The 23,448-nt window shown below is 55.0% G+C and carries 19 protein-coding genes and 1 other RNA gene; 11 read left to right on the top strand and 9 right to left on the bottom strand.

Annotated features, from left to right (window positions below):
- Positions 1-6: 6 nt before the first annotated feature.
- From KK078_RS18390 to KK078_RS18375, 4 genes are all read right to left on the bottom strand, one after another.
- The gene (locus tag KK078_RS18390) at positions 7-2,124 is read right to left on the bottom strand and encodes a nitrite reductase (RefSeq protein ID WP_254091771.1); all 2,118 of its coding nucleotides are present in this window, start codon (positions 2,122-2,124) and stop codon (positions 7-9) included.
- A gap of 542 nt (positions 2,125-2,666) precedes the next feature.
- Positions 2,667-3,716: a DUF4407 domain-containing protein gene (locus KK078_RS18385; protein WP_254091770.1), complete on the bottom strand. Its 1,050-nt coding sequence runs from the start codon at positions 3,714-3,716 to the stop codon at positions 2,667-2,669.
- Between the two features lie 163 nt (positions 3,717-3,879).
- Positions 3,880-4,926: a fatty acid desaturase family protein gene (locus KK078_RS18380; protein WP_254091769.1), complete on the bottom strand. Its 1,047-nt coding sequence runs from the start codon at positions 4,924-4,926 to the stop codon at positions 3,880-3,882.
- Positions 4,927-5,038: 112 nt separating this feature from the next.
- Positions 5,039-7,753 (bottom strand): tetratricopeptide repeat protein, encoded by a 2,715-nt coding sequence (locus KK078_RS18375; protein WP_254091768.1) that lies wholly within the window; start codon positions 7,751-7,753, stop codon positions 5,039-5,041.
- A 278-nt stretch (positions 7,754-8,031) separates the two neighbouring features.
- Here KK078_RS18375 and KK078_RS18370 point away from each other — a divergent pair, with 278 nt between their 5' ends.
- From KK078_RS18370 to KK078_RS18345, 6 genes are all read left to right on the top strand, one after another.
- Positions 8,032-8,850, top strand: a complete 819-nt coding sequence (locus KK078_RS18370) for a prohibitin family protein (RefSeq protein WP_254091767.1) — start codon at positions 8,032-8,034, stop codon at positions 8,848-8,850.
- Positions 8,851-8,934: 84 nt separating this feature from the next.
- Positions 8,935-10,224, top strand: a complete 1,290-nt coding sequence (locus KK078_RS18365) for a citrate synthase (RefSeq protein WP_254091766.1) — start codon at positions 8,935-8,937, stop codon at positions 10,222-10,224.
- Positions 10,225-10,358: 134 nt separating this feature from the next.
- Entirely contained in the window at positions 10,359-10,625 is a 267-nt protein-coding gene (locus tag KK078_RS18360) for an acyl-CoA-binding protein (protein ID WP_254091765.1), read from the top strand.
- A 2-nt stretch (positions 10,626-10,627) separates the two neighbouring features.
- Positions 10,628-11,359, top strand: a complete 732-nt coding sequence (locus tag KK078_RS18355) for a 16S rRNA (uracil(1498)-N(3))-methyltransferase (protein ID WP_254091764.1) — start codon at positions 10,628-10,630, stop codon at positions 11,357-11,359.
- Between the two features lie 103 nt (positions 11,360-11,462).
- A complete protein-coding gene (locus tag KK078_RS18350) occupies positions 11,463-12,692 on the top strand; it encodes a nucleoside recognition domain-containing protein (protein WP_254091763.1) in 1,230 nt (409 codons plus the stop codon).
- A gap of 81 nt (positions 12,693-12,773) precedes the next feature.
- Positions 12,774-13,226 (top strand): DUF7832 domain-containing protein, encoded by a 453-nt coding sequence (locus KK078_RS18345; protein WP_254091762.1) that lies wholly within the window; start codon positions 12,774-12,776, stop codon positions 13,224-13,226.
- A 54-nt stretch (positions 13,227-13,280) separates the two neighbouring features.
- Here KK078_RS18345 and KK078_RS18340 read toward each other — a convergent pair whose 3' ends face one another.
- The 3 genes from KK078_RS18340 to topA all read right to left on the bottom strand — a co-directional run bounded on the left by KK078_RS18340 (position 13,281) and on the right by topA (position 18,599).
- The gene (locus KK078_RS18340; RefSeq protein WP_254091761.1) at positions 13,281-15,065 is read right to left on the bottom strand and encodes a hypothetical protein; all 1,785 of its coding nucleotides are present in this window, start codon (positions 15,063-15,065) and stop codon (positions 13,281-13,283) included.
- Positions 15,066-15,113: 48 nt separating this feature from the next.
- Positions 15,114-15,806, bottom strand: coding sequence for an SIR2 family NAD-dependent protein deacylase (locus tag KK078_RS18335; protein WP_254091760.1), 693 nt, complete (start codon positions 15,804-15,806; stop codon positions 15,114-15,116).
- Between the two features lie 348 nt (positions 15,807-16,154).
- Positions 16,155-18,599 (bottom strand): type I DNA topoisomerase, encoded by a 2,445-nt coding sequence (topA, locus tag KK078_RS18330; protein WP_254091759.1) that lies wholly within the window; start codon positions 18,597-18,599, stop codon positions 16,155-16,157.
- 111 nt (positions 18,600-18,710) lie between these two features.
- Here topA and KK078_RS18325 point away from each other — a divergent pair, with 111 nt between their 5' ends.
- The 5 genes from KK078_RS18325 (at position 18,711) to KK078_RS18305 (ending at position 21,992) form a co-directional block, all read left to right on the top strand.
- Positions 18,711-19,217 carry a SixA phosphatase family protein gene (locus KK078_RS18325; RefSeq protein WP_254091758.1) on the top strand — a complete coding sequence of 169 codons (507 nt, stop codon included), beginning with the start codon at positions 18,711-18,713 and terminating at the stop codon, positions 19,215-19,217.
- 28 nt (positions 19,218-19,245) lie between these two features.
- The gene (locus KK078_RS18320) at positions 19,246-20,298 is read left to right on the top strand and encodes an agmatinase family protein (protein ID WP_254091757.1); all 1,053 of its coding nucleotides are present in this window, start codon (positions 19,246-19,248) and stop codon (positions 20,296-20,298) included.
- Positions 20,299-20,370: 72 nt separating this feature from the next.
- Positions 20,371-20,465, top strand: an RNA gene (gene ffs / locus KK078_RS18315) — signal recognition particle sRNA small type.
- A gap of 80 nt (positions 20,466-20,545) precedes the next feature.
- Positions 20,546-21,202, top strand: a complete 657-nt coding sequence (gene fsa, locus KK078_RS18310) for a fructose-6-phosphate aldolase (protein WP_254091756.1) — start codon at positions 20,546-20,548, stop codon at positions 21,200-21,202.
- Positions 21,203-21,278: 76 nt separating this feature from the next.
- The gene (locus KK078_RS18305; RefSeq protein ID WP_254091755.1) at positions 21,279-21,992 is read left to right on the top strand and encodes a cell division ATP-binding protein FtsE; all 714 of its coding nucleotides are present in this window, start codon (positions 21,279-21,281) and stop codon (positions 21,990-21,992) included.
- Between the two features lie 358 nt (positions 21,993-22,350).
- Here KK078_RS18305 and KK078_RS18300 read toward each other — a convergent pair whose 3' ends face one another.
- Together KK078_RS18300 and KK078_RS18295 are read right to left on the bottom strand one after the other, a co-directional pair.
- Positions 22,351-22,860, bottom strand: coding sequence for a hypothetical protein (locus KK078_RS18300; protein WP_254091754.1), 510 nt, complete (start codon positions 22,858-22,860; stop codon positions 22,351-22,353).
- The gene (locus KK078_RS18295; protein ID WP_254091753.1) at positions 22,857-23,426 is read right to left on the bottom strand and encodes an RNA polymerase sigma factor; all 570 of its coding nucleotides are present in this window, start codon (positions 23,424-23,426) and stop codon (positions 22,857-22,859) included. The genes KK078_RS18300 and KK078_RS18295 overlap by 4 nt, the downstream gene beginning before the upstream one ends.
- Positions 23,427-23,448: the final 22 nt, after the last annotated feature.

The raw sequence follows: 23,448 nt of genomic DNA, 5'->3' as shown, positions 1-23,448 counted from the left end.
GACCTGTTATTTCTCTACTACTTCTTTGTCCGCTGCTTCGCGATACACCCGTGCATCCTCCAGGAACTTCGCTGAAGCTTCCAGGTATTCGGTGGCAAAGGCGGCGGTCGGCTCGTTCTTGTTGATGCGCAGCACCAGGTCTTTGAAAGTCTCCGGCAGCACAAATGCCTGGGTATCGACAAAGTGCTTCTGGAAATCATTGATCACCTGGATCTGGGTGCTGGGCTTAATATCGCGTGTCAGCAACATCGCCTTGGCGGTGTTAATATACGCACTGTACCCATGGTAAATGGCATCGGCGTAATGTTGTTGGCGGAAAGCCTCCTGGGCCCACTCCAGCTTCTCTTCCGACTCGAAGAACAGGGTAGCGACCAGGTCGATCATGATCGCCGCGCACTCGCCAACGGCCGTGTGCAGGATAAAATTATGGTCCTCACCCCAGTCGATGTAGTCGGTGGGCACGACACTCGTCAGGTCGCCCAGCGGCTTGAGCAACGCGTAAAAGTGGTTGCGGCCCATGCGCTGGAAGTAATCGTGATAATATTCGCCGTCCTGGCTGTTAGTTTCATAGTCATTCAGCAAGATGCGCAATGCATCCGGCCCGCGCTTGCTGGGGATCTTGATGATCTTGTCGGAAATGATACCCTCGCCATTCTTCAGCTTACCACCGCCCAGCAACACGACCAGCGCCGGCAGCACTTTGCCCGCTTTGTCTTTGATGGTGCTGCCGTGCAGGCCGATGCCCGCCAGGCCGTGCTGCCCGCAGGAGTTCGGGCAACCGCTGATCTTGATCTTGATGTCGGTGTTGTGGATCATCTCCGGATATTCCTCGCGGATCACTTTCTCCAGCGCCAGCGAAATGTTGGTACTGTCGGAGATCGCCAGGTTACACGATTCCGTGCCCGGGCAAGCCGTCACGTCGGCTACACTGTCAAAGCCGGGCTCGGCCAGGCCGAGCGGGTCGAGGGCTGCATACAGGTGCTTCAATGCCTCCGGGCGTACAAACCGGATCAGGTATCCCTGGTTTACCGTCACGCGCATTTCAGCACCGGCAAACTGGTCGACGATGTCTGCAAAATGACGCGCCAGGGTAGACGACATGTTGCCCAACGGCAACTTGACATATACACCGTGAAAGCCTTCCTGCTTCTGACGGATCACATTGGTCTTATACCAACGCTCGTATTTAGCAGCATCCGCCGGCTCGGGCGCTACGCCCAGCTGTACCGTAGAAGGAGTCTCTTCCGGCAGGATGTTCCGGTTGATGACATACGTCTGCGACTTGAGCGCTTTGCTTTCTTCTTCTGCCAGCGCCATGACCTTCTCCAGGCCGAGGTCGTCGAGCAGGAACTTAAAGCGAGCTTTCATACGACGGGTACGCTCTCCGTAACGGTCGAATACCCGCAGGATGGATTCTGTAAAAGGAATGATCTTGTCTTCGTGCAGGAACTCGTAGGCCACCAGCGCCAGGTACGGATTCGCACCCAGGCCTCCACCGATCATGACCTTAAAACCGCGCTCACCCTGTTCGTTGATCCGCGGCAGGAAGCCCAGGTCGTGGATGAAGGAGAACGCTGTATCGTCATCGCTGGACGAGAAAGAGATCTTGAATTTGCGCCCCATCTCCTGACAGATCGGGTTGCGCAGGAAATATTGGAACGTTTCGTAAGCATACGGCGATACGTCAAACGGCTCCTTCGGGTCGACACCCGCCAGGTCGGACGCCGTCACGTTCCGCACGGTGTTACCACAGGCCTCGCGCGTGGTGATCTGGTCTTTTTCCAGCATCGCCCACAGCTCGGGCGTACGGTCGAGGCTTACAAAGTGTATCTGGATATCCTGACGCGTCGTGGCGTGCAGGTTCTTGCTGGCATACTCATCCGAAATGTCGGCAATGCGCCGCAGCTGTTTGGTGGAGACACGCCCCAACGGCAGCTTGATCCGGATCATTTGCACCCCCGGCTGCCGCTGCCCGTAAATGCCGCGCGCCAGCCGGAGGCTGCGGAATTTGTCGCTGTCGATCTTCCCCTCGCGGAAAAGACGGATCTTCTTCTCCAGGTCGAGAATATCTTGTGCCACTACCGGGTTGTTCAAATCTTCTAGTTCGGTGCGAAAGCTTTGCATGGCTAAGGGCTGTTTGTTCGGTTTTCGTTTAAAATAAAAGAGCCTTCCCAGGTTGCAGGAAAGGCTCGTTATAAATGTGTTGTCTGTTTCTTGTTTTATAGACCATCACGTTTCCAAGCTCCTGCTTCCCGCAAGAAACGCTTACACCAACACATCTTCATCGAAGATGTCTCGTGGCTTTGGGTAGCGTAAAATGGGGCTTTACTGGTCATATCTATAGCTAAGGTAGACTTTATGGGATTATAAACAATGGATTCACATCAAAAAAAATCGAAATTCTTCGATATAATGTGATGACCGGTCACACACAGGCCGGGACCGGTCATCACGAAATATTGCGCAATAATCTGTTTACAAGGATGTTATGTGGCCTACAACGATTTCGGAACGGCCAGACAAAGTGGGCCTGGTCGTGAGTCAGGCGGGAGCTCCGCTCCTCCCTCCCGTCTGGTATTCCGGTCCTTTGTAGGACTAGCTCATCACGGGGGTAACAAGTCTGGGATAACCCGGAGCTGCCTCTCTGGCGGGCGGCTTTTTAAAGATCAGGGTTCCAGCTCGGCGTCCAGCCGGCCGCCGATAAAGGTGCGCTCGTGTTGAGGATAATTGGCCGTGCGTTCTTTGGCCGTGGTATTCATCCGCGCCAGCTCTTCGATCTCGTGCACGGTGAACTGATGCTCTTCTACCTTCAGCATGCTGTCATAAGGGCCTTTGCCCGAGATCAGCTTCACAAAGACCGGCGCCGTTTCAATCGCAATAAATAACAGCATGATAAACCAGTGCGCCCAGGCCATGGCGCTGCTGGCGTCTGTGAGCCGGTCCATCGCTTCCATGCGGGCCGCGGGGCCGTTCATGCTACTGCGCTCCAACGCCACCAGCGCGCGGCTGAGGGACGAGTCCTGCTGGGCAATACCTTTCTCTAACTGGCGGATACGCGCCTCGTTGGCCGCTGTCACGGAAGTAAGCTCCGCTTCGGCCCGGTCGGCATCGGCCTTCTTTACTTTATAGATCGGACCCAGGTTCTTTTTACGGCTGCCGCCCGTACCGTCGGCCTCCTCGCGTGCCAGGCGTGCCCGGTCATTGCGGATAGCTTCCTTGGCGGCGATCTCTGCCTTCAGGAGCTGTACCTGTGCACGGAGGCTATCGCGAAACGGCTGGAACCGTGCGGTAACCTGTACTTCCTGCTCGCGGTATTTCTGCTGCTCCATCACGATCAGCTCGGGGTCGATCTCTTTCTGAAAGATCTTTAATTCCAGCGGCTTGGCGATCACGATGGAGATCAATATGGCCAGGATGATCCGCGGCGTCGCCATCAGCAACTCGCGGCGGCCGCTGCCTTCTTTCCGCATGCTACACACAATAAAGCGGTCGAGGTTGAAGATCATCAGACCCCACAGGATCGCGAAAAAAGCAGCGATCCAAACATTGTCAAAAATGGTATACAAAGCATACCCACCCGAGGCTGCGGCAAACAGCCCCGTAAAAAAGATCGTCGCGCCGATGCCGACGTACTTGCTCGTTTCAGAAGGGCATTTTTCAAGGATGCGCCGGTCGGCACCCGAGCACCACAGGAAGAAGTCTGTTATTTTTTGCATGCAGGATAAACGCAGGGTGATTCAGGGATATTGTTTACAATCCTCAGGCCACATCCGGAATCAGCGTTTGTACCACGCCGGCGATGTTCCTGAACCGAAACGCTGCACAAATATGAACAGTATACCGTTCACATAGACGCCCCGTGCAAGAAAAATTACAGGCTTACACAATAACGCTTGTCCGCCTTTTCATCAGATCGATCACCTCCTGTTCGGAGCTGAACATGCCGTGCATGTTCACCACCCGCTTTGCCAGCCGGGGGTAGTCTTTGTTCATGAGATACCACCACACGTGCAGAAAATGGATCCCCTCAAACACCAACGCTTTATTGTCGGCGTACGTCTTCAGATTGGTCTGCAGGTGTTCGGGATGCAGCGTCCAGTGCAAGGCGGGCTTGATGTGATGGCTGATGTGATAACCGTCGTTCCAGCATTTTTTATTGTACGGCGTGTTCACGCAAGTGATACTGTTCTTGTAAAAGTTGCCCGGGTCCTCGGCATCGATAAAGGAATGCTGCGCCCAGTTGCCCACCATCATGATGATCCGCGAGATGAGCAGCGGCACCAGGAATACAAATACGGTCGCTTCCCAGCGGATAAAACAAAGGCCCGCGCAGACGCCGAAAAAGATCAGCTCGCCGCGAATGACTTTATTGCGCAGGGCGCGCTGGCTGCGTTCATTGAAGTACCAGGCCAGCGAGGGGATCACCGTAAAGAAGAATTTTGAAAAGTATAGCAGGAACGAACGAAAGCTGTCGCGCTGATATTGCATCGTCGAGCTCAGGTCGTTCTCCAGGTTGTTCTCGCGATGGTGCATGGCCAGGTGGTGCGCGGCGTACGTTTCGGGCGTCTGCCCGAAGAACGGACTGATGACCCACGGGAGATATTTGTTCAGCAAACCATAACGCTTCGTAAATAACGGCCGGTGACTACTGCAATGCAGCATCAATCCGAAAGGCCCTTTGAACACAAAGTTGTTGAGTATAAAATATACAGCCGCCACTGCCCACCATACCCACCCCGTAATAAACGGCAGGAAGAGTAATATGCCGGCCGGCACCATGGTCAGGGTGATCTTCAGCGTGAGGTAAATAAAAGGAAGATCGCGTGGGTCATTGATGAATTTCAACCAAAACCGGTCAACGGCGGTGTAAGTCGGATTCGATGTCGGTACAGGATCGTGAAGGGTAATAACAGTGACTGGTTTCATGTAATTAGATGTAGGCTGAACAAGATACTCATTTATCACTAACAAACCTCGGCCGCATTTGTTATTCCACAGGGAGGCCCTGTTTCTCCACACGATTTTTTTATATGCTGCTTTATCGCGGCATCACCGGCCACCGGTCGTCGTGCAGCGGGAAGGTCAGAATGAACTTGGCGCCCGCCACGACGGCGGTATCGAAACGGATGGAGCCCTTGAGCTTCTCCACGGCCTTCTTCACGATATACAATCCCAGGCCGTTGCCCTTCGAGCGTTCGCTGCCGCGGAAGTACATGTCAAAAATGCGATCGCCCAGGTCCTTTTGTATACCCTGCCCGTTGTCTTCGACCTCCATGACGCAATCGGTGCCTGCCTGGTACGCCCGCAAAGTGATATGGGGTTTATAGGGGGTGCTGAACTGGATGGAGTTCTCTACGAGATTTTCCAGAATGATCCGGATCATGGCCGGATACGACACGAATGCCTCCGGCAGCGACACCACACACGTGGTAACGATGCCGCGCTGGTCGAGCTCGTCCCGGAAACCTTTGCATACCGTATGGAACAATTCCTCCACCAACACTTCTTTGTAGATCAGCTCCTGCGCGCCCACGTCGCTGATGGATTGCAGCTTGACCAGCATCTTGTCGAGGCTGCGGGCCGTCTCTTTTACCTTTTCGAACAGTTCGAGGGCCGTCTTGTCTTTTACGGTGATCTTGGCCACTTCGGCCAGCCCCATAAAGGTGGTCAGCGGACGGCGGAAGTCGTGCGACGAGCGGTAGAAGAATGTATCGAGCTCTTTATAGGCTTCTTTTAATTGCGCGGTGCGTTTGGTCACACTCAGGTCGAGGTCGCGGTTGATCTCTACGATCATCTCGTTGGTCTCGCGCAGCTCTTCCGACTGCGCCTGGATCTCTTCGGTCTTTTCCGTCAGCTCCATGTTGAGGCGCACCAGGGCCCGGTTGGCGTTGCTCAGCTCTTCCGACTGGGCCTGGATCTCTTCCTTCTGATCGAAGATCTCGCGGTTCAGGCGGCTCAGCTCTTCGTTGGCTTTCGTCTTACTGCGGTTATAGCGAAAGAAGATCACCACCAGTACCGCCATGAGCACACAGGCGACCACCGCCAGGATCAGCACCGTGTTCTGAAAACGCAGCCGGCTTTTCTGCGCGGCCAGCAACGACTGCTGCATATTGTTTTGCTGATTCAGCATCCCGATCTCCTGCTCGTTCTTTTCCAGCTGGTACAGCGCATTGAGCTCCGCCTGGCGCGTGGCGACGGCACCGGTATAGAGGCTGTCGCTGATGCGGATATACGCCTCGTAAAACTCCATCGCCTTTTCATAGCGCCCGCTGCCCCGGTACATCGCCGACAGGTTGCTGTATACTTCGCGCATCAGGTCGGCCGAGCCCACGGTCTTTAGCTGGGCCAGCGCCGCCAGCGCAAAATGCTCGGCCTGACCATATTCCTTTTGGGCCAGCATGATCTTGGACATGGTGTTATAGTGCCAGGCCAGGCCGGCGTAGTCCTTGTATTTATAGGCCAGCGTATAGACCTGGGTCTCGTACCGTATGGCCTCCACGTAATCGCCTTGTTGCAGCAGGATCTGCGCCTTGTGGTCGTAGACGGTGCCCTCCAACACCGGCAAGTTTACCCGCACCAGGATGGCCAGCGCCGAGTCATAGTCGTGTAACGCTTCGGTTAGGCGTCCTTCGCGGCGGCCGATGTAACCGCGCAACGTATAGAACTGCGCGAGGCCCGCCTGGTCGCCGATAGCGCGGAAGATCTTGCGGGCGCCGTTGGCGCGCATGTAGGCCTTGGGGATGTCGCTTTGCTCGGCGTGTACCCAGCCCATCTGGATATAGGTGCGGGCGGCCTCCTGGCGGTGCTCCGCCGACTCGTCGATCTTGAGCGACCGGTAAAAAAAGTCGAGCGCATTCTGGTAGTCGCCCTGGGTCTCGAAGATGCGGCCGATATTCTTGAGCACGATGGCCTGGTAGCGTTTAAAGGGATGATGGTTGAGCGTGTCCAGCGCAGCGTTGAACAGGCGCATGGCCTGCAGAAAATCACCTTGTCCGAAGAACACCTCGCCCTGGTGCAGGTTATAGAACATCAGCAGCTCGGGGTTGTTGTGACGAAGCGCCAGCGTGCGGATCTTGTTGAAATAGTAGGATGCGGAATCAAACGAATGCATAGCCGTGTGGGTCACGCCGATGGTCTTCCACGACTCGCCGCAGGCCATGCTGTCGCCCAGGGCGAGCCGCACCTCCAGGGCCTGGCGGAAATACTGCCGTGCTTCTTCAAACCGCGACTGCTCGTACCGCACCAAACCACGGTTGTGGTAGAGCACACCGTGGGCCGGCGTTATGGCCCGTTCTTCCAGGCAGCCTTCGGCCTTGCGAAAGTACACCTCGCACGAATCGAAGTTGGCATAGATCCGGTGCAGGTTGGCCATGCGGGTATAGGTCTCGGCCAGGTACGTGGGCTGCGTCAGATTGTCGGGCGAGGCCGTCAATGCCCGCCGGTAGTAGCTCATCGAGAGCTTGTAGTTGCCGGTAAAGTAATAGTACGTGCCGATGTCTGTTAGGGCAAGGGTTATGCCTCGGCCGTAGGAGATCCGGCGGGCGAAGTTGTGCGCGTCCTTGGCGTACTCCAGGGCGGTCTCGAAGTTGTAGTCCCAGGTTTCGGCGGTAAGCTGATGGAGGATGTCGCACTTGTCGCGGCCGTCGGTCGCCTGTGTAAATTCACGGACAAGGCCCTCGATGCGAGCCGTTTGCGCGTTGGCTGTCGTGCAGACAAGCCACAAGAGACAACAGTACCCTACCCTGCGCACCATCTTCCGTAGATCCGTAAGCTCACCATAAGCAAAGCAACTCGCATTCATTCCGTAGGCCAAAGCAAACTTTCAGGGTGCAAGCTATACAAGGGGATGAAACAACGGCGGGATAAAACGTAAAATCTGCTCAACCTTTTCAAGATAGGAGATAAAATCGTGGTTTACTATGGCGAAAACGGAAAAGTTTCGGCCTCACGAACGTTTTTATTCGTAGCTTTGATCACTGCCACCCACCCGGACGCGCACTTACCAGCCAGCCACAAACCTATACCTATACCATGAACAATCGTCGAATTCTACCCCTGATCATCGTGGGGGTGATTGCCTTTTTCGTACTCCTGGGAATCTCTTCAAGCCTGTTCTTTACCGTCAACGCCACCCAACGGGCCGTGGTGTTCTACAAATTCGGGGACGGACTCGACAAAGACAACGTCATCCAACCCGGTTTTCACATGAAGGCTCCCTGGAACGATGTGTTCATCTACAACGTTCAGGAGACGTCGCAGGACGAGAACATGGATGTGCTCGACAAAAGCGGGCTGTCGATCCACGTAGACATCTCCGTCCGGTTTAAACCGATCCCGGAAATGGTAGGACACATCTATGAGAAGTTTAACCTCGACTATATCAACGTACTGGTCATACCCGAAGTACGGTCTGCCGTACGCCAGGTCATGGGCCGGTTTACCGCGGAAGAGATCTACTCAACCAAACGCGCTGAGGTGGAAGCTACTATAAAAGAGGAGTCCGAAAAGATACTCCATGCCAACAACGTCACCATGGTGGCCTTACTTATCCGGTCCATCCAACTGCCAGACCAGATCCGTGTGGCCATCGAAAGCAAGCTGCAGCAGCAACAGGAAGCACTGGCCTACCAGTTCCGGCTGGACAAAGAGAAGAGCGAGGCCGAGCGGAAGCGTATCGCTGCCGAGGGCGAGGCGCGCGCCAACAATATCGTGAACAGCAGCTTGTCTGATAAACTCTTGAAAATGAGAGGGATTGAAGCTACCCTGGAGCTGTCGAAATCGCCTAACAGCAAGGTGGTGATCGTTGGGTCATCCAAGGACGGACTGCCCCTGATCCTGGGTAATAATTAGAAAAAACGCTTTTTTTAATGCATTCCTTTCGCTTGCAAAAATCTAGCCTGTATATTTAAAACCGCTGTAACAATCATTAAAAACATGTCAAAAACTGCTGAACTAATTATTGACGGAAAGTCATACACGTTGCCCCTGGTGGTAGGGACGGAAAATGAAGTGGGCATCGACATCGCCGAGCTGCTCGAAAAGACAGGCGCGGTGACGCTTGACTTAGGTTACAAAAATACGGGAGCGACCAAGAGCGCCATCACCTTCCTGGATGGCGACAAAGGCATTCTGCGTTACCGTGGTTATTCGATCGAAGAGCTGGCAGAGAAATCGAATTTCCTGGAAGTAGCCTACCTGTTGATCTTTGGTGAGCTGCCGACGCAGCAACAATACAACACCTTCTCGCACGATATCAAGACCCACACCCTGGTGCACGAAGATGTGAAGAAGATCCTGGACGGCTTTCCGTCCACCGCCCATCCCATGGGCGTACTGGCATCGTTGTTTTGCTCGCAGACAGCCTTCTACCCCGAGTCGCTCGATCCGAATCGCGCCGTCGACGGCGTGTATCTCAGCATCGTACGGTCCATGGCCAAAATGCCGACCTTCGCCGCCTGGGCGTATAAGAATGCCGTGGGGCACCCGGTGAACTATCCGGACAATTCCCTCGACTACTGCTCCCGCTTCCTCAAGATGATGTTCGCCCTTCCGGCCGAGCAATATGAAGTAGACCCGGTCGTGGCCTCTGCCTTGGACAAACTGCTGATCCTGCACGCCGACCATGAGCAAAACTGCTCTACCTCTACCGTGCGCATCGTAGGCTCTTCGAAAGCCAGCATCTACTCTTCGCTGTCGGCCGGTATCAACGCCTTGTGGGGACCGTTGCACGGCGGTGCCAACCAGGAAGTGATCGTCATGCTGGAACAGATCAAGAAAGACGGCGGCGACACCGAGAAGTGGATCAACAAAGCCAAAGACAAAAACGACCCGTTCCGCCTGATGGGCTTCGGGCACCGTGTGTATAAGAACTTCGACCCGCGCGCGAAGATCATCAAGAAAGCTGCCGACGACGTACTGGGCAAACTGGGTATCAACGACCCGGTGCTGGAGATCGCCCAGAAGCTGGAAGAAGCGGCCCTCAAAGATCCGTACTTCGTCGAGCGCAAGCTGTACCCGAACGTAGACTTCTACTCCGGCATCATCTACCGCGCACTCGGGCTGCCGACAGACCTGTTCACGGTGATGTTCGCCATGGGCCGCCTGCCCGGCTGGATCGCACAGTGGAAAGAAATGCGTGAGAATAAAGAGCCGATCGGCCGTCCGCGTCAGATCTACACCGGCGCTACGCAGCGTGCGTATGTGCCCGTAGGAACCCGTGGATAACCCTTTTGCTACAGCATAACGATTCGTTACCTGGCGGGTGAGCTCTCAGCAGCCCCTGTCGGGTAACGAATCAACATTTTCAGCCTGCCTGCCGATAGGCAGGACCGCCGTTTAACGATCAACCCCATCACACTATGTCGTCCCTGAAAGAACAATTTGAAGCCGCCGTGGGCCGCTCACAATCCCTGACCAAACGTCCCTCCAACGAAGAGCTGCTGCAGCTCTATGCCTTATACAAACAAGCCACCGAGGGCGATGTAGCCGGCGATCGTCCGGGCGGCTTTGACTTTAAAGCCATTGCCAAGTACGACGCCTGGGCCGAGATAAAAGGCAAGAGCGCCGACACGGCCATGCAAGACTACGTACAGCTGGTCGAGCGCCTCGTGCAACAATACGCCTGAGCGTGAATCTCTTTTATCAACCTTTACTGACCGAAGGTGTCCTTCACCTCGATGCCGACGAGTCGCGGCACTGCGTGAAGGTGCTCCGCCGCCAGGCGGGCGATGCCCTGCGCATCACCGACGGCAAAGGTTTCTTTTATGACGCCATCATCACACAGGCCAACGACCGGCAGTGTGTTTTCCGCATCGAGCAACAGGTTGCCGCGGCGCCACCCACGGCGTTCATCCACATCGCCGTGTCGCCCACCAAGAATGCAGACCGCATCGAGTGGTTTGTGGAGAAGGCCGTGGAGATCGGCGTAAGCCGCATCACCCTCATGGAGTGCGAGCACACGGAGCGCACGTACCTCAAGAAAGACCGCCTGGAGAAAGTGGCCATCAGTGCCATGAAACAATCCCTGAAGGCGACCCTGCCGGTGATCGACGGTCTCGTGCCGTTTCAAACCGTGATCGGTCAGACCGACACGCACGGCCGGTTTATCGCCTACGTGGACCAGGACAATCCCGACCATCTCATCGACATGCCCGCCGCTCCCTCCTATCTCTTGCTGATAGGGCCCGAAGGCGACTTCTCACAAGCCGAGCTGACACAAGCGCTTGCCGCAGGCTTTCGCAAAGTGAGCTTAGGCAAGAGCCGCCTGCGCACAGAGACCGCCGCACTGGCGGGCTGTCATATCCTCAACCTCCTCCCGCCGTCGCGAGGCGCTATGGCGGGCAAGCCTTCCGCCCATTAGTTGGAACACCTCCGGTAGACAAGTAGACCTGCCCTGCCGGCAGGTTTGTGTAGTGGTATTTTTTTAATAACATGCAGTACCTTTTCTGTTTACATCTTTTCCTATGGCGCTGAATTACATCTGGATCGCATTCTTTCTCATTTCCTTTGTAATGGCACTCGTCAAGCTGGTCTTTGCCGGCGATATGACGGTGTTCCCGGAAATGTTGAAGTCGACATTTGATACCGCCATGAGTGCTGTAAATCTTTCTCTCGGCATTGTCGGCGTGATGTCGCTTTGGCTGGGTCTGATGAAGATCGGCGAGCGTGGCGGCATCATTACCATCTTTGCCCGGCTGGTGGGCCCCTTCTTCTCGCGTTTGTTCCCCGAAGTACCCCGCGACCATCCGGCGACCGGCGCCATCATTATGAACTTCAGTGCGACCATACTCGGTCTGGATAACGCGGCCACGCCTCTCGGCATAAAAGCTATGCATGAGCTGCAAGAGCTTAATCCCGATAAAGAGACGGCCTCCAATGCGCAGATCATGTTCATCGCGTTGAACATATCGGGCTTAACCGTTATACCCCTGGCGATCATTGCCGACCGCGTTGCTCAGAAATCCGTGAACCCGACCAGCATTTTTATTCCTGCCTTGCTTGCAACGTTCTGTTCTACCATGGTGGCATTTACCTATCTCAGCATCCGGCAGCGCATACGCTTCGACCGTGTGGTCGCCGCCTATATGGCCGGACTTATAACGGTGATCGGCACCGCCGTGTGGTATGCGTCTCGTTTACCGCAGGAAGAGCTGCTCCGTGTCTCCGATCTGGTAACCGGTATCATTATCATGTCGGTTATTTCCCTTTTTATGATCCTCGGTGTGCGTAAGAAGATTAACCTATTTGACACATTTATTGATGGCGCGAAAGAAGGATTTCAAATGGCGATCAAGATCATTCCCTTCCTGGTAGCAATTATGGTAGGCGTTGGTGTGTTTCGCGCGTCGGGTACATTAACCTATTTAACCGATGGTGTGAAGTACATGGTCGCGTTTTTCGGGCTCAATACGGATTTTGTAGATGCCTTGCCGGTGGCGTTTATTCGTCCGCTGAGTGGCGGTGGCGCAAGGGCGGTGTGGGCGGACGTAGTCAGACAGTACGGTGTCGACACTTTTGTCGGTAATCTTGCTTCTATTTTCCGCGGATGTATGGAAACCACATTTTATGTCATTGCACTCTACTACGGATCCGTTAATATTCGGAAAATACGCTACACCCTTGCGGTTGGCTTATTGGCCGATCTTGCAGGTGTCGTGGCGGCAATTTTTATCGGTTACAAGTTCTTTCACTAGAAGATAAAGTACCGGTATTAGTTGTTTCAGAGCCTAATCGGCGTTAAACTTGTTAAGAGCCTAAATCAGAACCAAATTTATATGGAAAAGAAAGCCGATATCCAGAAGACCATCTACGACAATGCCAAGAGTCACTTCCTTGGAAATTTCCCTGACTCGCTTCCCATCGAGCAGGCGTACGTCCACATCGGCATGTACCTGGGCTGGATAATCGACTCAGATCTTTACTCGGAGTATTTCGAGGATGAAGCATCAAATCAGATCTTCCGATTCAAACGAAGAGAAATTTCCTGTACGATCTTAAGTGAGATCTGGGATGGTTACCTGGGCTATGAGCTCTTCAGCCGCGAAGGCAATATGTTCACGTACTATTACTACGGTGGCGGTCTGTATCGCAACGACTACGACCAGATCCTGGTCCGCACACTGCCCTCTATCTATCACGTAACCGATAGCTGGGAAAACTACGAAAAGATGAAGATCCGCGTCGATATGCGTTTCTCTGACTGGAAAAAACTGGTAGGCGGCGCTTAATACGCCTACCCTTTTACTCCCGACCTTATACTTTCCTTTCTTTATAGCCGCTAACTATTTCAGCATCTTGCCATTTTTGTCGATCATGCTTTGCAGGGCATCTGCCTTGAGCTGCACTTCGCCGTTCTCTTGTTTGAACACCAACTCTTTGGGTATAAAAGGCAACGTATAGGAGTGGCTCCACGCCAGTCCGTCCGAGCGGTATATCTTGGCCAGTGTAGCGGGATATTTGTTATCCTTCGTAGCGCGCTCGGCGTACACCAGGATGAAGTACAACTGCCCCGCGGCATCGGAATACGTCACCATCCTGACCTGCGGCAGACGTGACAATTTAAAGTTCGGTTTGTCTACCGGGAACGTCACTTTCACATCCGGCACACGTGCCGGTGTGATGGTATAAAAATATCCCTCGGCATTCAACGAATCTTTGTACACCAGCCCGGCCGTGTATTTCTCCTCCACGATCGCCACCGGTTTGAACTTCGAACGCATTACTCCCACATACAGCGGAATCGAATCGACACCATTCACCAACCACCGCAGCGATTCTTGCCGACGCGCCAACGCCGCACGGGCCCGGCGCGCTTCACGATCGGCAAAATCTTTTCGATCCTTCACGTATGCTTTCAACGCCGCCGGCGTCTGATACGCCTTTGTGACAAAGTCGTTATAATCTTCTGCCTTACGATCGATATCCTCCGAATCCAGCTTGGCAGCGATGCTGTCGAGACGGCTTACCAGCTTCACTTCTTTCCGGGCGCGCTCCAGTTGCAGGTGGACGTTGGTGGTATCGGTTTGCTTGCGGTGCTCGATGCGTACCGACCGATACTCCAGGTCGGCCGTCTTGAGGCTGAACACTTCCATCGGCAGCGGATTGGCATCAAACTTCTTGAGCTGCTCCAGCAGAAGTTTATCGATCAGGGCCGTCAGGTCGCTGCGCACTGATACCGTGTCTTTCGCGAGCTTCTCATGCAGCTTGTTGATCTCGGCATCGTACGACAGCAGGTGCTCCCGCATCGGCATGATCTCTTTCTCGATCACCTGCACGGTATTGTCGGCAAAGCGGCCGTAGTCCCACACCTGCAGGTTGTCCTGGTAGAAGCTGGCCAGCGACGCGCCGTCCTTCTTCAGGTCGGTGATCTCGTTCAGCGCCATGATCTGGTTATACGATGTTTTGCCCAGCGTCACGAGGCTGCTCTTATAGTGCTCGAACGCTTTTGTGGACGAGTCGAAGCGGATCGCCAGCGCTTTCAGCATCGACGTCAACGGCTGGTCGCCGCGCAGGTATAGCTCACGTTGGCCGGGATAGGCCCCCTGTACCGCCTTGTACAGCGTATTACACTTCTTATAGAGCGAGTCTGACAGCGCGAAGTAATGCCGCACCATCTTAACCTTGTCGATGCGCTCACGCAGCCCTTCCATGCGTTTCTCGAGGTCGAACTGTACATCCGACAGCTTTACACCGAACTCGCCTGTGCGCAGGTCGCGACGGTTGTACATCTGGTAATATTCGTCGTTGCGCTTGATCTCCTTTTCGGTCATGGTCTGATAGGCCTTGTTGTAGAAATAGATGGCCGAGTCCATCGAGGCTATGACGCGGGGCGTTTGCTTGAGCAGGTCGTCCTTGACGGATTTTTCCTGGTAGATCATGCCCATGAATAAAAAGGCATTGGGATTGTCCTGGTTCTCGATTAGGTATTTTTTCAGAAACGGTTCGGCGGCCTCGTATTGCTTGGTGCCGAGCAGTCCGAAGATGTCTTTGTATTTTACTTTTTGGCCAAAGGTCTGGGTAATGGTCACCAGGATGATGATGACCTGCAGGCAGGCGACTTTTCTCATGATCAAAGCACTATTAACTTTCGAAGTTAGCGAAAATCGTATGGATGTTTAGGCGATCCACTCCAACAGCTCTTTCTTCACCTGCTCCATGCCCGTACTGGCCTTGTCCTGGATCGTTTTAAGGTAGGGCAACGCGCCCACATCGGGTATTTTCAGGTCCACAACATATTTCAACGCATCGTACGGCACGTAGCTGATCAGCCCCGCCGCCGGGTACACCGCCATCGATGTTCCCACGACTAAAAACGCATCGGCGCCCGACGCATGGTGAGCGGCCACTTCGATGAGCGGCACCATCTCGCCAAACCACACAATGTTCGGCCGCAATTGTGCGCCTTGCTCACACAGGTCGCCGAGTTTCAGCTCCCAACCCTCGATCGGATACACCAGGCGTTCATTCTTTGTGCTCCGCGACTCGAACAAGCTGCCGTGCAGGTGTATCACCCGGGTCGACCCCGCACGCTCGTGCAGGTCGTCTACGTTCTGTGTCACGACGGTCACGTCAAAATAGTCCTCCAGCTCGGCCAGGATCACGTGCCCGCGGTTGGGCTGCACTTCGCGTGCCTTTTTGCGACGCTGGTTATAAAAGTCCAGCACCCGGGCCGGATCGCGATGCCATCCCTCCGGCGAGGCCACATCCTCCACCCGGTGCCCTTCCCACAAGCCGTTCGAATCGCGAAAGGTGGGGATACCACTTTCGGCACTAATGCCCGCACCCGTCAATACAACGATCTTCTTCATCCGTTAAAGGTACGCAAAAGTGAGCACCTGCCGGGGAATAACCTATGCCCCGATGGGGGGATCCAGCGGGGATTTTTCCTGAATTATGGGATTCCGGTATCCTTCGTGCGGGCAACTTCGGATATATCATAGTATTGAAATAGCATTGACATAGTATTGAAATAGCATTGTAATAGCCTTATAGGACTATTATAAACCCATTTCAAAACATCTCCGTATCGGAATCGATCCGGGGGCATGTATCTGGCAAGTGTGAGCGAGCGGGACTCAGACCTGTCAGCAACTGAAACTAAAAAAGCCCGGAAACCCGGGCTTTTCATAGCATTCCTGCAGCAGTCCAAATGACTCCTATTTCTTCTTTTTTGTCGTCTTCCCGGCAGTCTTGGTTGCCGTCTTCTTGGCTGCTGCCTTTTTCGCCGTCTTGACAGCCTTCGTAGGCGCTGCCGTCTTCGCAGGCGTGGCCGCCGTCTTGACAGCGCGGCCAAACCGTCCCTTCTTCTCGGGCGCTGCCGCTGCCAGGGTCAAACACTCTTCCAGTGTCAGATCTTTCGGTTCCTTCCCTTTCGGAATCTTCACGTTCTTCTTGCCGGCTTTGATGTACGGGCCAAAGCGACCGTTCAGGACCTGAATATCCGGATTCTCGTCGAAGAGCTTGATGGTCTTATTGGCATCCGCCACGCGTTTGTTCTCGATCAGTTCGATCGACTTTTCGAGGTCGATGCTGTACGGATCGTAGTCCTTCGGGATCGAGACAAATTTCTTGTCGTGCAGCACGTACGGGCCGAAACGGCCGATGTTCACCACCACCGGTAATTCTTCGAAGTTACCGAGCTCGCGCGGCATCTTGAAGAGCTCCATCGCGTCTTCCAGCGTCACGTTTTCAATGAATTGGCCGGGGCGAAGGCTGGCAAACTTGGGTTTCTCGCCGCCGTTGTCGTCGGGGTTCTCGCCGATCTGCACGTAGGCGCCGAACTTGCCCAGCTTGGCATAGACATTCTTACCGGTCTTCGGGTCGACGCCCAGCTCGCGGGCCTTGCCGACAGACGAACGCTCTACCTTTTCGGTGATCGTCACTTTCTTGTGGAAAGGCTGGTAGAAGGTATCGATCATCTTTTTCCAGTCCAGCTTGCCGCTGGCGATCTCGTCGAACTCCTGCTCGATGTCGGAGGTGAACGAGAAGTCGGTCACGTCCGGAAAGTGCTCTACGAGGAAATCGGTCACGACCATGGCCGTATTGGTAGGGAACAGCTTGTTCTTTTCCGCTCCCGTGATCTCCGATTCTACTTCCTTATTGATCTTATCCGCTTTCAGCGTAAAGACGTTGTATTTGCGCTCTACGCCTTCGCGTACTTCTTTTACGACATAGCCGCGTTTTTGTACCGTGGTGATGGTCGGCGCGTACGTCGACGGACGGCCGATGCCGAGTTCTTCCAGCTTCTTCACCAGGCTCGCTTCCGTATAGCGGGGTGCGTGGCGGGTGAAGGTCTGCTTGGCCATCATTTCGTTCAGGTCCAGGATCTGGCCGATCGTCAGCGGCGGCAATACTTTGCTGTTCTCTTCCTCGCCATCCTCATCGTCGCCGGATTCCATGTATACTTTCAGGAAGCCGTCGAACTTCACGACCTCGCCGGTGGCGGCCAGGGTGCGTGGATTGGTCGAGATGCTGATCGTGGCCGTTGTCTTTTCCAATTCCGCGTCGGCCATCTGTGAAGCGATCGCGCGCTTCCAGATCAGCTCGTACAGACGCAAACCGTTGCGGTCCATGCCGGGGTCCATGACCGAGAAGTCGGTCGGCCGGATCGCTTCGTGGGCTTCCTGGGCAGACGACGATTTGGTCTTGAACTGGCGCGGTTGCACATATTCTTTACCGTAGGCCGACTCGATCTGGCGCATCGCACCGGAACGGGCTTCGTCCGACAGGTTTACCGAGTCGGTACGCATATAGCTGATCTTACCGGCTTCGTAGAGCTTCTGTGCCACCATCATGGTCTGGATCACCGAGAAGCCCAGCTTGCGCGAAGCTTCCTGCTGCAGGGTCGAGGTGGTGAACGGCGGCGCGGGCGTGCGCCTGGAGGGCTTGGTCTGGAGGTCTTTGATGGCGTATTTAGCACCTACACAAGACTCGAGGAACTTGAGGGCCTCCTCTTCTGTGTCAAATCGCTCCGACAGCTCGGCTACCAGCGTTTTGCCTTTATCGAGCTTAAACTCGGCCGTGACGCGATAGGAAGATTTCGCTTTGAAGTTGGTGATTTCGCGCTCGCGTTCAACGATCAGACGAACCGCCACACTTTGCACGCGGCCGGCAGAAAGACCCGTAGCAACCTTTTTCCAGAGGATCGGCGACAGCTCGTAGCCTACGAGGCGGTCGAGCACGCGGCGGGCCTGCTGGGCGTTGACCAGGTCGATATCGATACCCCGGGGTGATTCCAGGGCATTCAGTATGGCTTTTTTGGTGATCTCCGTGAAGACGATCCGGCGCGTTTTGGCGTCGGTCAGGTCGAGCACCTCTTTCAAGTGCCAGGAAATGGCTTCCCCTTCACGGTCTTCATCGCTTGCGAGGTACACCATTTCGGCGTCCTCGGCGAGTTTTTTTAGTTTTTGGATGACGTCTTTCTTGTCCGGGCTTATTTCATAAGTCGGTAAAAAGCCATTTTCCACATCGATTGCGTCGCCTCCTTTGGGCAAATCGCGCACGTGGCCCATGGAGGAAGCCACCTTAAAATCCTTTCCCAGGTAGCCTTCTATGGTTTTTGCCTTGGCCGGAGACTCTACTATTACGAGGTTTTTGGACATGTAGTTGAACGTTTCAAACAGGTCAAATATCAGGAAATTTTTAAAAAATCAAATTTAGCATGTTAATATTGACGCCTGGCAACGTTATTAGCAGACCAGAAAAGATCATCTATGCCCCGCTATTTGTATTTATTACGCCATGCGCACACCGCCGAAAAACATCCCGGTCAAAACGACCTGGAACGCACGTTGAGCTCCACGGGGGTCAAACAGGCCCTGCTGATCGGCCGGTACCTGCACCAGCAGCAGACGCCGCTGGACAGCATTTTGTGCAGCACCGCCGACCGGGCGCATGCCACCGCCGGGCTCATCGCCGATGCCCTGAAGGTCGATACTGACAAGGTCATTCCCCAGGAAGAGCTCTACGAGGCCTCCACACGCACTTTTTTCGCGTTTGTGGCCGGGCTGGAAGACGACCAGCACCACGTTATGTGCGTGGGACACAATCCAACAATTTCCTACCTGGCCGAGTTCCTGACCGGTTCGGAGATCGGCGACATGGTGCCGGCCGGGCTGGCCGTAATCCGCTTCAATCTCCTCTCCTGGCGCGACATCAGCCAGGGCAACGGCTCGTTGGAAAATTATCTGACCCCCGAAATGGTCGACACCTTCCAATAAGATCCCAGCCCCGGTACGCCGTCGTCGCATGAAATTTAATCCACGCACGTTCGACCCGAATGGACCGGGTATTCCGGGACAGCTGTTCGGACTGCCGTTCACGCCGCAAACTGCCGAGCTGATCATCGTCCCCATTCCCTGGGAAGTGACCGTGTCTTACCACACCGGCACCGCCCAGGGCCCCCAGGCCATCCTGGATGCCTCCTCGCAGCTGGACGTGCTGGTCAAAGACATTCCCAACGCCTGGCAACTGGGCATCAGCCTGTTGCCCATTCCCGAGGGCATCCGCACGGAGAGCGACCGCGTCCGTCACCTGGCCGAGCAGCACCTCCGTCGCCTGGAACGCGGCGGCGAGCCCGAAGGCGTCGATCCCCTCCTACCCCGCATCAACGAAGCCTGCGAGAGCCTCAACATCTATGTAAAGGCCACCGTGCTGCGCTACCTGAAAGAGGGCAAGATGGTAGGCCTGCTGGGGGGCGACCACAGCACCCCCCTGGGCTTTATCCGCGCGCTGGCCGATCATTATCCACACTTCGGCATCTTGCAGATCGACGCCCACGCCGACCTGCGCAAAGCATACGAAGGCTTTACCTACTCGCATGCCTCGATCATGTATAACGCCATGAAGCTGACGTCGGTGAGCCGTTTGGTGCAGGTAGGCATACGCGATCTGTGCAACGAGGAGCTGCAGATGATCCGCCGGCCGAAGAGCCGCATCGTGACATTCTTTGACGAGGACTTAAAGGCGCAACGCTACCGGGGCACGACATGGGATGCACAGTGCGAGGCCATCATCCGCGAGCTGCCCGAGCATGTATACATCAGCTTCGACATCGACGGCCTCGATCCAAAGCTGTGTCCGCACACCGGTACACCCGTCGCCGGCGGGCTGGAATTCCAGGAAGCGGTATATCTCGTACAACGGCTGGTCCGCTCGGGCCGAAAGATTATCGGCTTCGACCTCAACGAAGTAAGCCCGGGGAAAGATGACGACTGGGATGCCAACGTCGGTGCGCGATTGTTATATCAGCTCTGCAATTGGACGGCCGTGTCGCGCGGGCGACTGCAGCTGCGAAACTGAGCGGCAAAAAAGAAACTGCGATTTTGCATCGTTGAAATGGTAAATTCAAAATATCTTCTACCTTTGCCCCCCGGCAAGCCGGCACGCCCCGCTCCTGCTGAACTCCCCCAGGACCGGAAGGTAGCAAGGGTAGGCGGTTGTAGCGGTGCGATGTTCGGTTTGCCCTTTTTTTTGTTCTCCGCCATAAAATCACTTCCGGCTTTACGCCTTCGCGTATACATCGTTAATAACTGAACATAACTTACTTATGAAATTCTTCATCGACACTGGTAACCTGAACGAGATCAAAGAAGCATATGACCTCGGCGTACTCGACGGCGTAACGACCAATCCTTCGCTGATGGCCAAGGAGAACATCAAAGGCGCCGACAACATCCGTGCACACTACAAAGCCATCTGCGATATCGTTGACAACAACGTAAGCGCTGAGGTAATTTCCACGGACCTGGACGGCATCCTGAAAGAAGGCCGCGAGCTGGCCAAGATCGACGACAAGATCGTGGTGAAAGTGCCGATGATCAAAGAAGGCGTTAAAGCCATTAAGAAATTCACCGCCGAAGGCATCCGCACCAACTGTACCCTGGTATTCTCTGCCGGTCAGGCCCTGCTGGCCGCCAAAGCCGGTGCGAGCTATGTATCGCCGTTCATCGGCCGCCTCGACGATATCTCACAAGACGGTCTGGAGCTCATCTCGCAGATCCGCCTGATCTATGATAACTATGCCTACGACACCGAGATCCTGGCCGCCTCCGTGCGTCACACCATGCACCTGATCCAGTGCGCCGAGATCGGAGCCGACGTCGTGACCTGCCCCCTCAACGTGATCACCAGCCTGCTGAACCATCCCCTGACCGACAGCGGTCTGGCGAAATTCCTGGCGGACCACAAGAAAGTAAACGGATAATCCGTCCGGGCACGATTTTCTTTAGCCGGTATGTCGCTTATCTTTGTAGCTGACCTGCCGGCTAAATTTTTTGCCTATGTTTTCAAATGATCCCGTCGTACACGTTCAAAACGCCAGCATTTTCCAGGATGACCGCGCGGTATTGGCCGACCTCAACTTTGAGATCCAGAAGAGCGAGTTTGTATACCTCGTGGGCCGCACCGGCTCGGGTAAGTCGTCGCTGCTGAAGACCCTGTACGCCGACCTGCCGCTGAAACACGGAGAGATCATTACCGCCGGCTTCAACATCCGCGGTATAAAAAGCAGCCAGGTCCCCCTGCTCCGCCGCAAGCTCGGCATCATCTTCCAGGACTTCCAGCTTCTCAACGACCGCACCGTAGCCGAGAACCTCATGTTCGTCATGAAGGCCACGGGCTGGACCGACACCACCCGGATGAAGGCCCGCCTCAACGAAGTGCTCATACACGTAGGCTTAGGCTCGATCGAAAAGAAGATGCCCCACCAGCTCTCCGGCGGCGAGCAACAGCGCGTGGTGATCGCCCGGGCGCTCCTCAACGAACCCATGATCCTGCTGGCCGACGAGCCCACCGGTAACCTCGACCCAGAAGTATCCCAGGGCATCATGAAGATCTTCCAGCAGATCAACAAAAGCGGCACAGCCATACTAATGGCCACGCACAGCTACGGTCTGATCAAGCGCTTCCCGGCGCGTGTGCTGAAATGTGAGGAGGGTAAGGTTATAGACTCTGCGAAAGAGCCCTTCGAGCTAGCCACAGAATCCGCCTATTAAACGAAGAGACATCCTTAAAGGGGCGCGATACAATAGCCAGACTGAAGGCCTGCGATCATAACAGAAACAAAACGTAGCCCTGAAAGGGCGTGATATAATAGCCCAGGCTGAGGCCTGGGTTATAATACAAACAAAAAACGTAGCCCTGAAGGGGCGCAACAATTCGAGCATGTGCGTGCCTCGAAATTGTTACGCCCCTTCAGGGCTTCTGCCGTCTATGTTGTCTGTCAACCCAGGCCCTCGCTGACGCTCTAGCCTGGGCTATTATATCACGCCCTTTCAGGGCTGGTTCGAAGCGTTTGTTGGCGAAAGTTTAGCGCCGGGCGCATAGATGCGGAACCTGCGCCAGCATGCGCCGTCATATCTCTGCATCCGGCTTCTTCCCGGGCCGCTCCTTCTCCAGCATATGCAATTGCTGGTTCAGCAGATCGATCCGCACCAAAAGATTCAGCACCAGCGCATCCTTCACCTGGTCACTCGGCCTTTTCTGCATTTCCTCTTTCAGCACCATATACATCGCCTCCAACTGCTGAAAGTCCTGCGTAAACCCATCCACCCCTTCATTTCGCTGAAACGCATCGATCAACGCGACCTTATTGGAAATCTCCTTCACATAATACGCCTCCACATCCTTGAATTCGTTTAGCGCCACACGTTCGGGCGGAGCGTGCGGCTTCCATTCCTTCGGTAACAGCAGGTACGCCGACAGCGCCATAAACAGCATCGCCGCGGCGCGCCACAGCGTTACCGACTGCCACCATCCCGGCCGTTGTGCGGGCCACGTGGCTTCGATCTTTTTCCAGTTGCGGGGAGATGGTTCCTGGTCGTCGAACGCCTCCCGGTTTTGGCGGATGAAATCTTCGATCATGAGCGTGGTGGTTTAGCGAGTAGTTCTTTGAGCTTGCTCTTGGCGCGGTTGAGCTGCGACTTCGAGGTGGACTCCGAGATGTTCATGATCTCGGCGATCTCCTGGTGGTCGTAGCCTTCCAGCAAATATAGCGACAGCACAGACCGGTAGCCGTCGGGGAGCTGGTGGATGGCGGTTTTTACACGCTCAACCGTCAGCGGGTCGGCATATTCTTCCGCGGCCTCTTCGGGCACATCCCAGCGGTCGTCGTCGGGCATGGCTTCGTACCGGCGCTTATGCAGGGCGTTGATGGCCTTGTTTACGACTATGCGTTTCAGCCACGCGCCAAAGGTAGACTCGCCCCGGTAGTGGTCCAAGCTGCGAAAGGCGCTGATAAAGGCTTCCTGTAAGACGTCGTCGGCCTCGTCGCGGTCGCCGATGATACGGTAGCCCACGTTGTACATGGCTTTGGCATACAGCTTATACAGCTGGTAATGCGCGTCCCGGTCGCCCACGCGGCAGCGGGCAATCAGATCGGCATGCAGGTGTATCGTGGTCGCCTCCAATGAAATTTTTGCGCAGTACACGACAAAGATGCGCCAATTTCAA

This window comes from Dawidia soli (genome assembly GCF_018598185.1).
GTDB lineage: Bacteria > Bacteroidota > Bacteroidia > Cytophagales > Cyclobacteriaceae > Ohtaekwangia > Ohtaekwangia soli.
The sequence above is the reverse complement of the archived record's forward strand: the minus strand, read 5'-3'. Positions and strand labels throughout refer to the sequence as shown.

Excerpts from the sequence above, each read along its gene's own strand:
- KK078_RS18370 (WP_254091767.1), top strand. The coding sequence starts at position 8,032 with ATGAACAATCGTCGAATTCTACCCCTGATCATCGTGGGGGTGATTGCC.
- fsa (WP_254091756.1), top strand. The coding sequence starts at position 20,546 with ATGAAATTCTTCATCGACACTGGTAACCTGAACGAGATCAAAGAAGCA.
- KK078_RS18325 (WP_254091758.1), top strand. The coding sequence starts at position 18,711 with ATGCCCCGCTATTTGTATTTATTACGCCATGCGCACACCGCCGAAAAA.
- KK078_RS18345 (WP_254091762.1), top strand. The coding sequence starts at position 12,774 with ATGGAAAAGAAAGCCGATATCCAGAAGACCATCTACGACAATGCCAAG.
- KK078_RS18350 (WP_254091763.1), top strand. The coding sequence starts at position 11,463 with ATGGCGCTGAATTACATCTGGATCGCATTCTTTCTCATTTCCTTTGTA.
- topA (WP_254091759.1), bottom strand. The coding sequence starts at position 18,599 with ATGTCCAAAAACCTCGTAATAGTAGAGTCTCCGGCCAAGGCAAAAACC.
- KK078_RS18365 (WP_254091766.1), top strand. The coding sequence starts at position 8,935 with ATGTCAAAAACTGCTGAACTAATTATTGACGGAAAGTCATACACGTTG.
- KK078_RS18360 (WP_254091765.1), top strand. The coding sequence starts at position 10,359 with ATGTCGTCCCTGAAAGAACAATTTGAAGCCGCCGTGGGCCGCTCACAA.
- KK078_RS18320 (WP_254091757.1), top strand. The coding sequence starts at position 19,246 with ATGAAATTTAATCCACGCACGTTCGACCCGAATGGACCGGGTATTCCG.
- KK078_RS18375 (WP_254091768.1), bottom strand. The coding sequence starts at position 7,753 with ATGGTGCGCAGGGTAGGGTACTGTTGTCTCTTGTGGCTTGTCTGCACG.
- KK078_RS18335 (WP_254091760.1), bottom strand. The coding sequence starts at position 15,806 with ATGAAGAAGATCGTTGTATTGACGGGTGCGGGCATTAGTGCCGAAAGT.
- KK078_RS18385 (WP_254091770.1), bottom strand. The coding sequence starts at position 3,716 with ATGCAAAAAATAACAGACTTCTTCCTGTGGTGCTCGGGTGCCGACCGG.
- KK078_RS18390 (WP_254091771.1), bottom strand. The coding sequence starts at position 2,124 with ATGCAAAGCTTTCGCACCGAACTAGAAGATTTGAACAACCCGGTAGTG.
- KK078_RS18300 (WP_254091754.1), bottom strand. The coding sequence starts at position 22,860 with ATGATCGAAGATTTCATCCGCCAAAACCGGGAGGCGTTCGACGACCAG.
- KK078_RS18305 (WP_254091755.1), top strand. The coding sequence starts at position 21,279 with ATGTTTTCAAATGATCCCGTCGTACACGTTCAAAACGCCAGCATTTTC.
- KK078_RS18380 (WP_254091769.1), bottom strand. The coding sequence starts at position 4,926 with ATGAAACCAGTCACTGTTATTACCCTTCACGATCCTGTACCGACATCG.
- KK078_RS18340 (WP_254091761.1), bottom strand. The coding sequence starts at position 15,065 with ATGAGAAAAGTCGCCTGCCTGCAGGTCATCATCATCCTGGTGACCATT.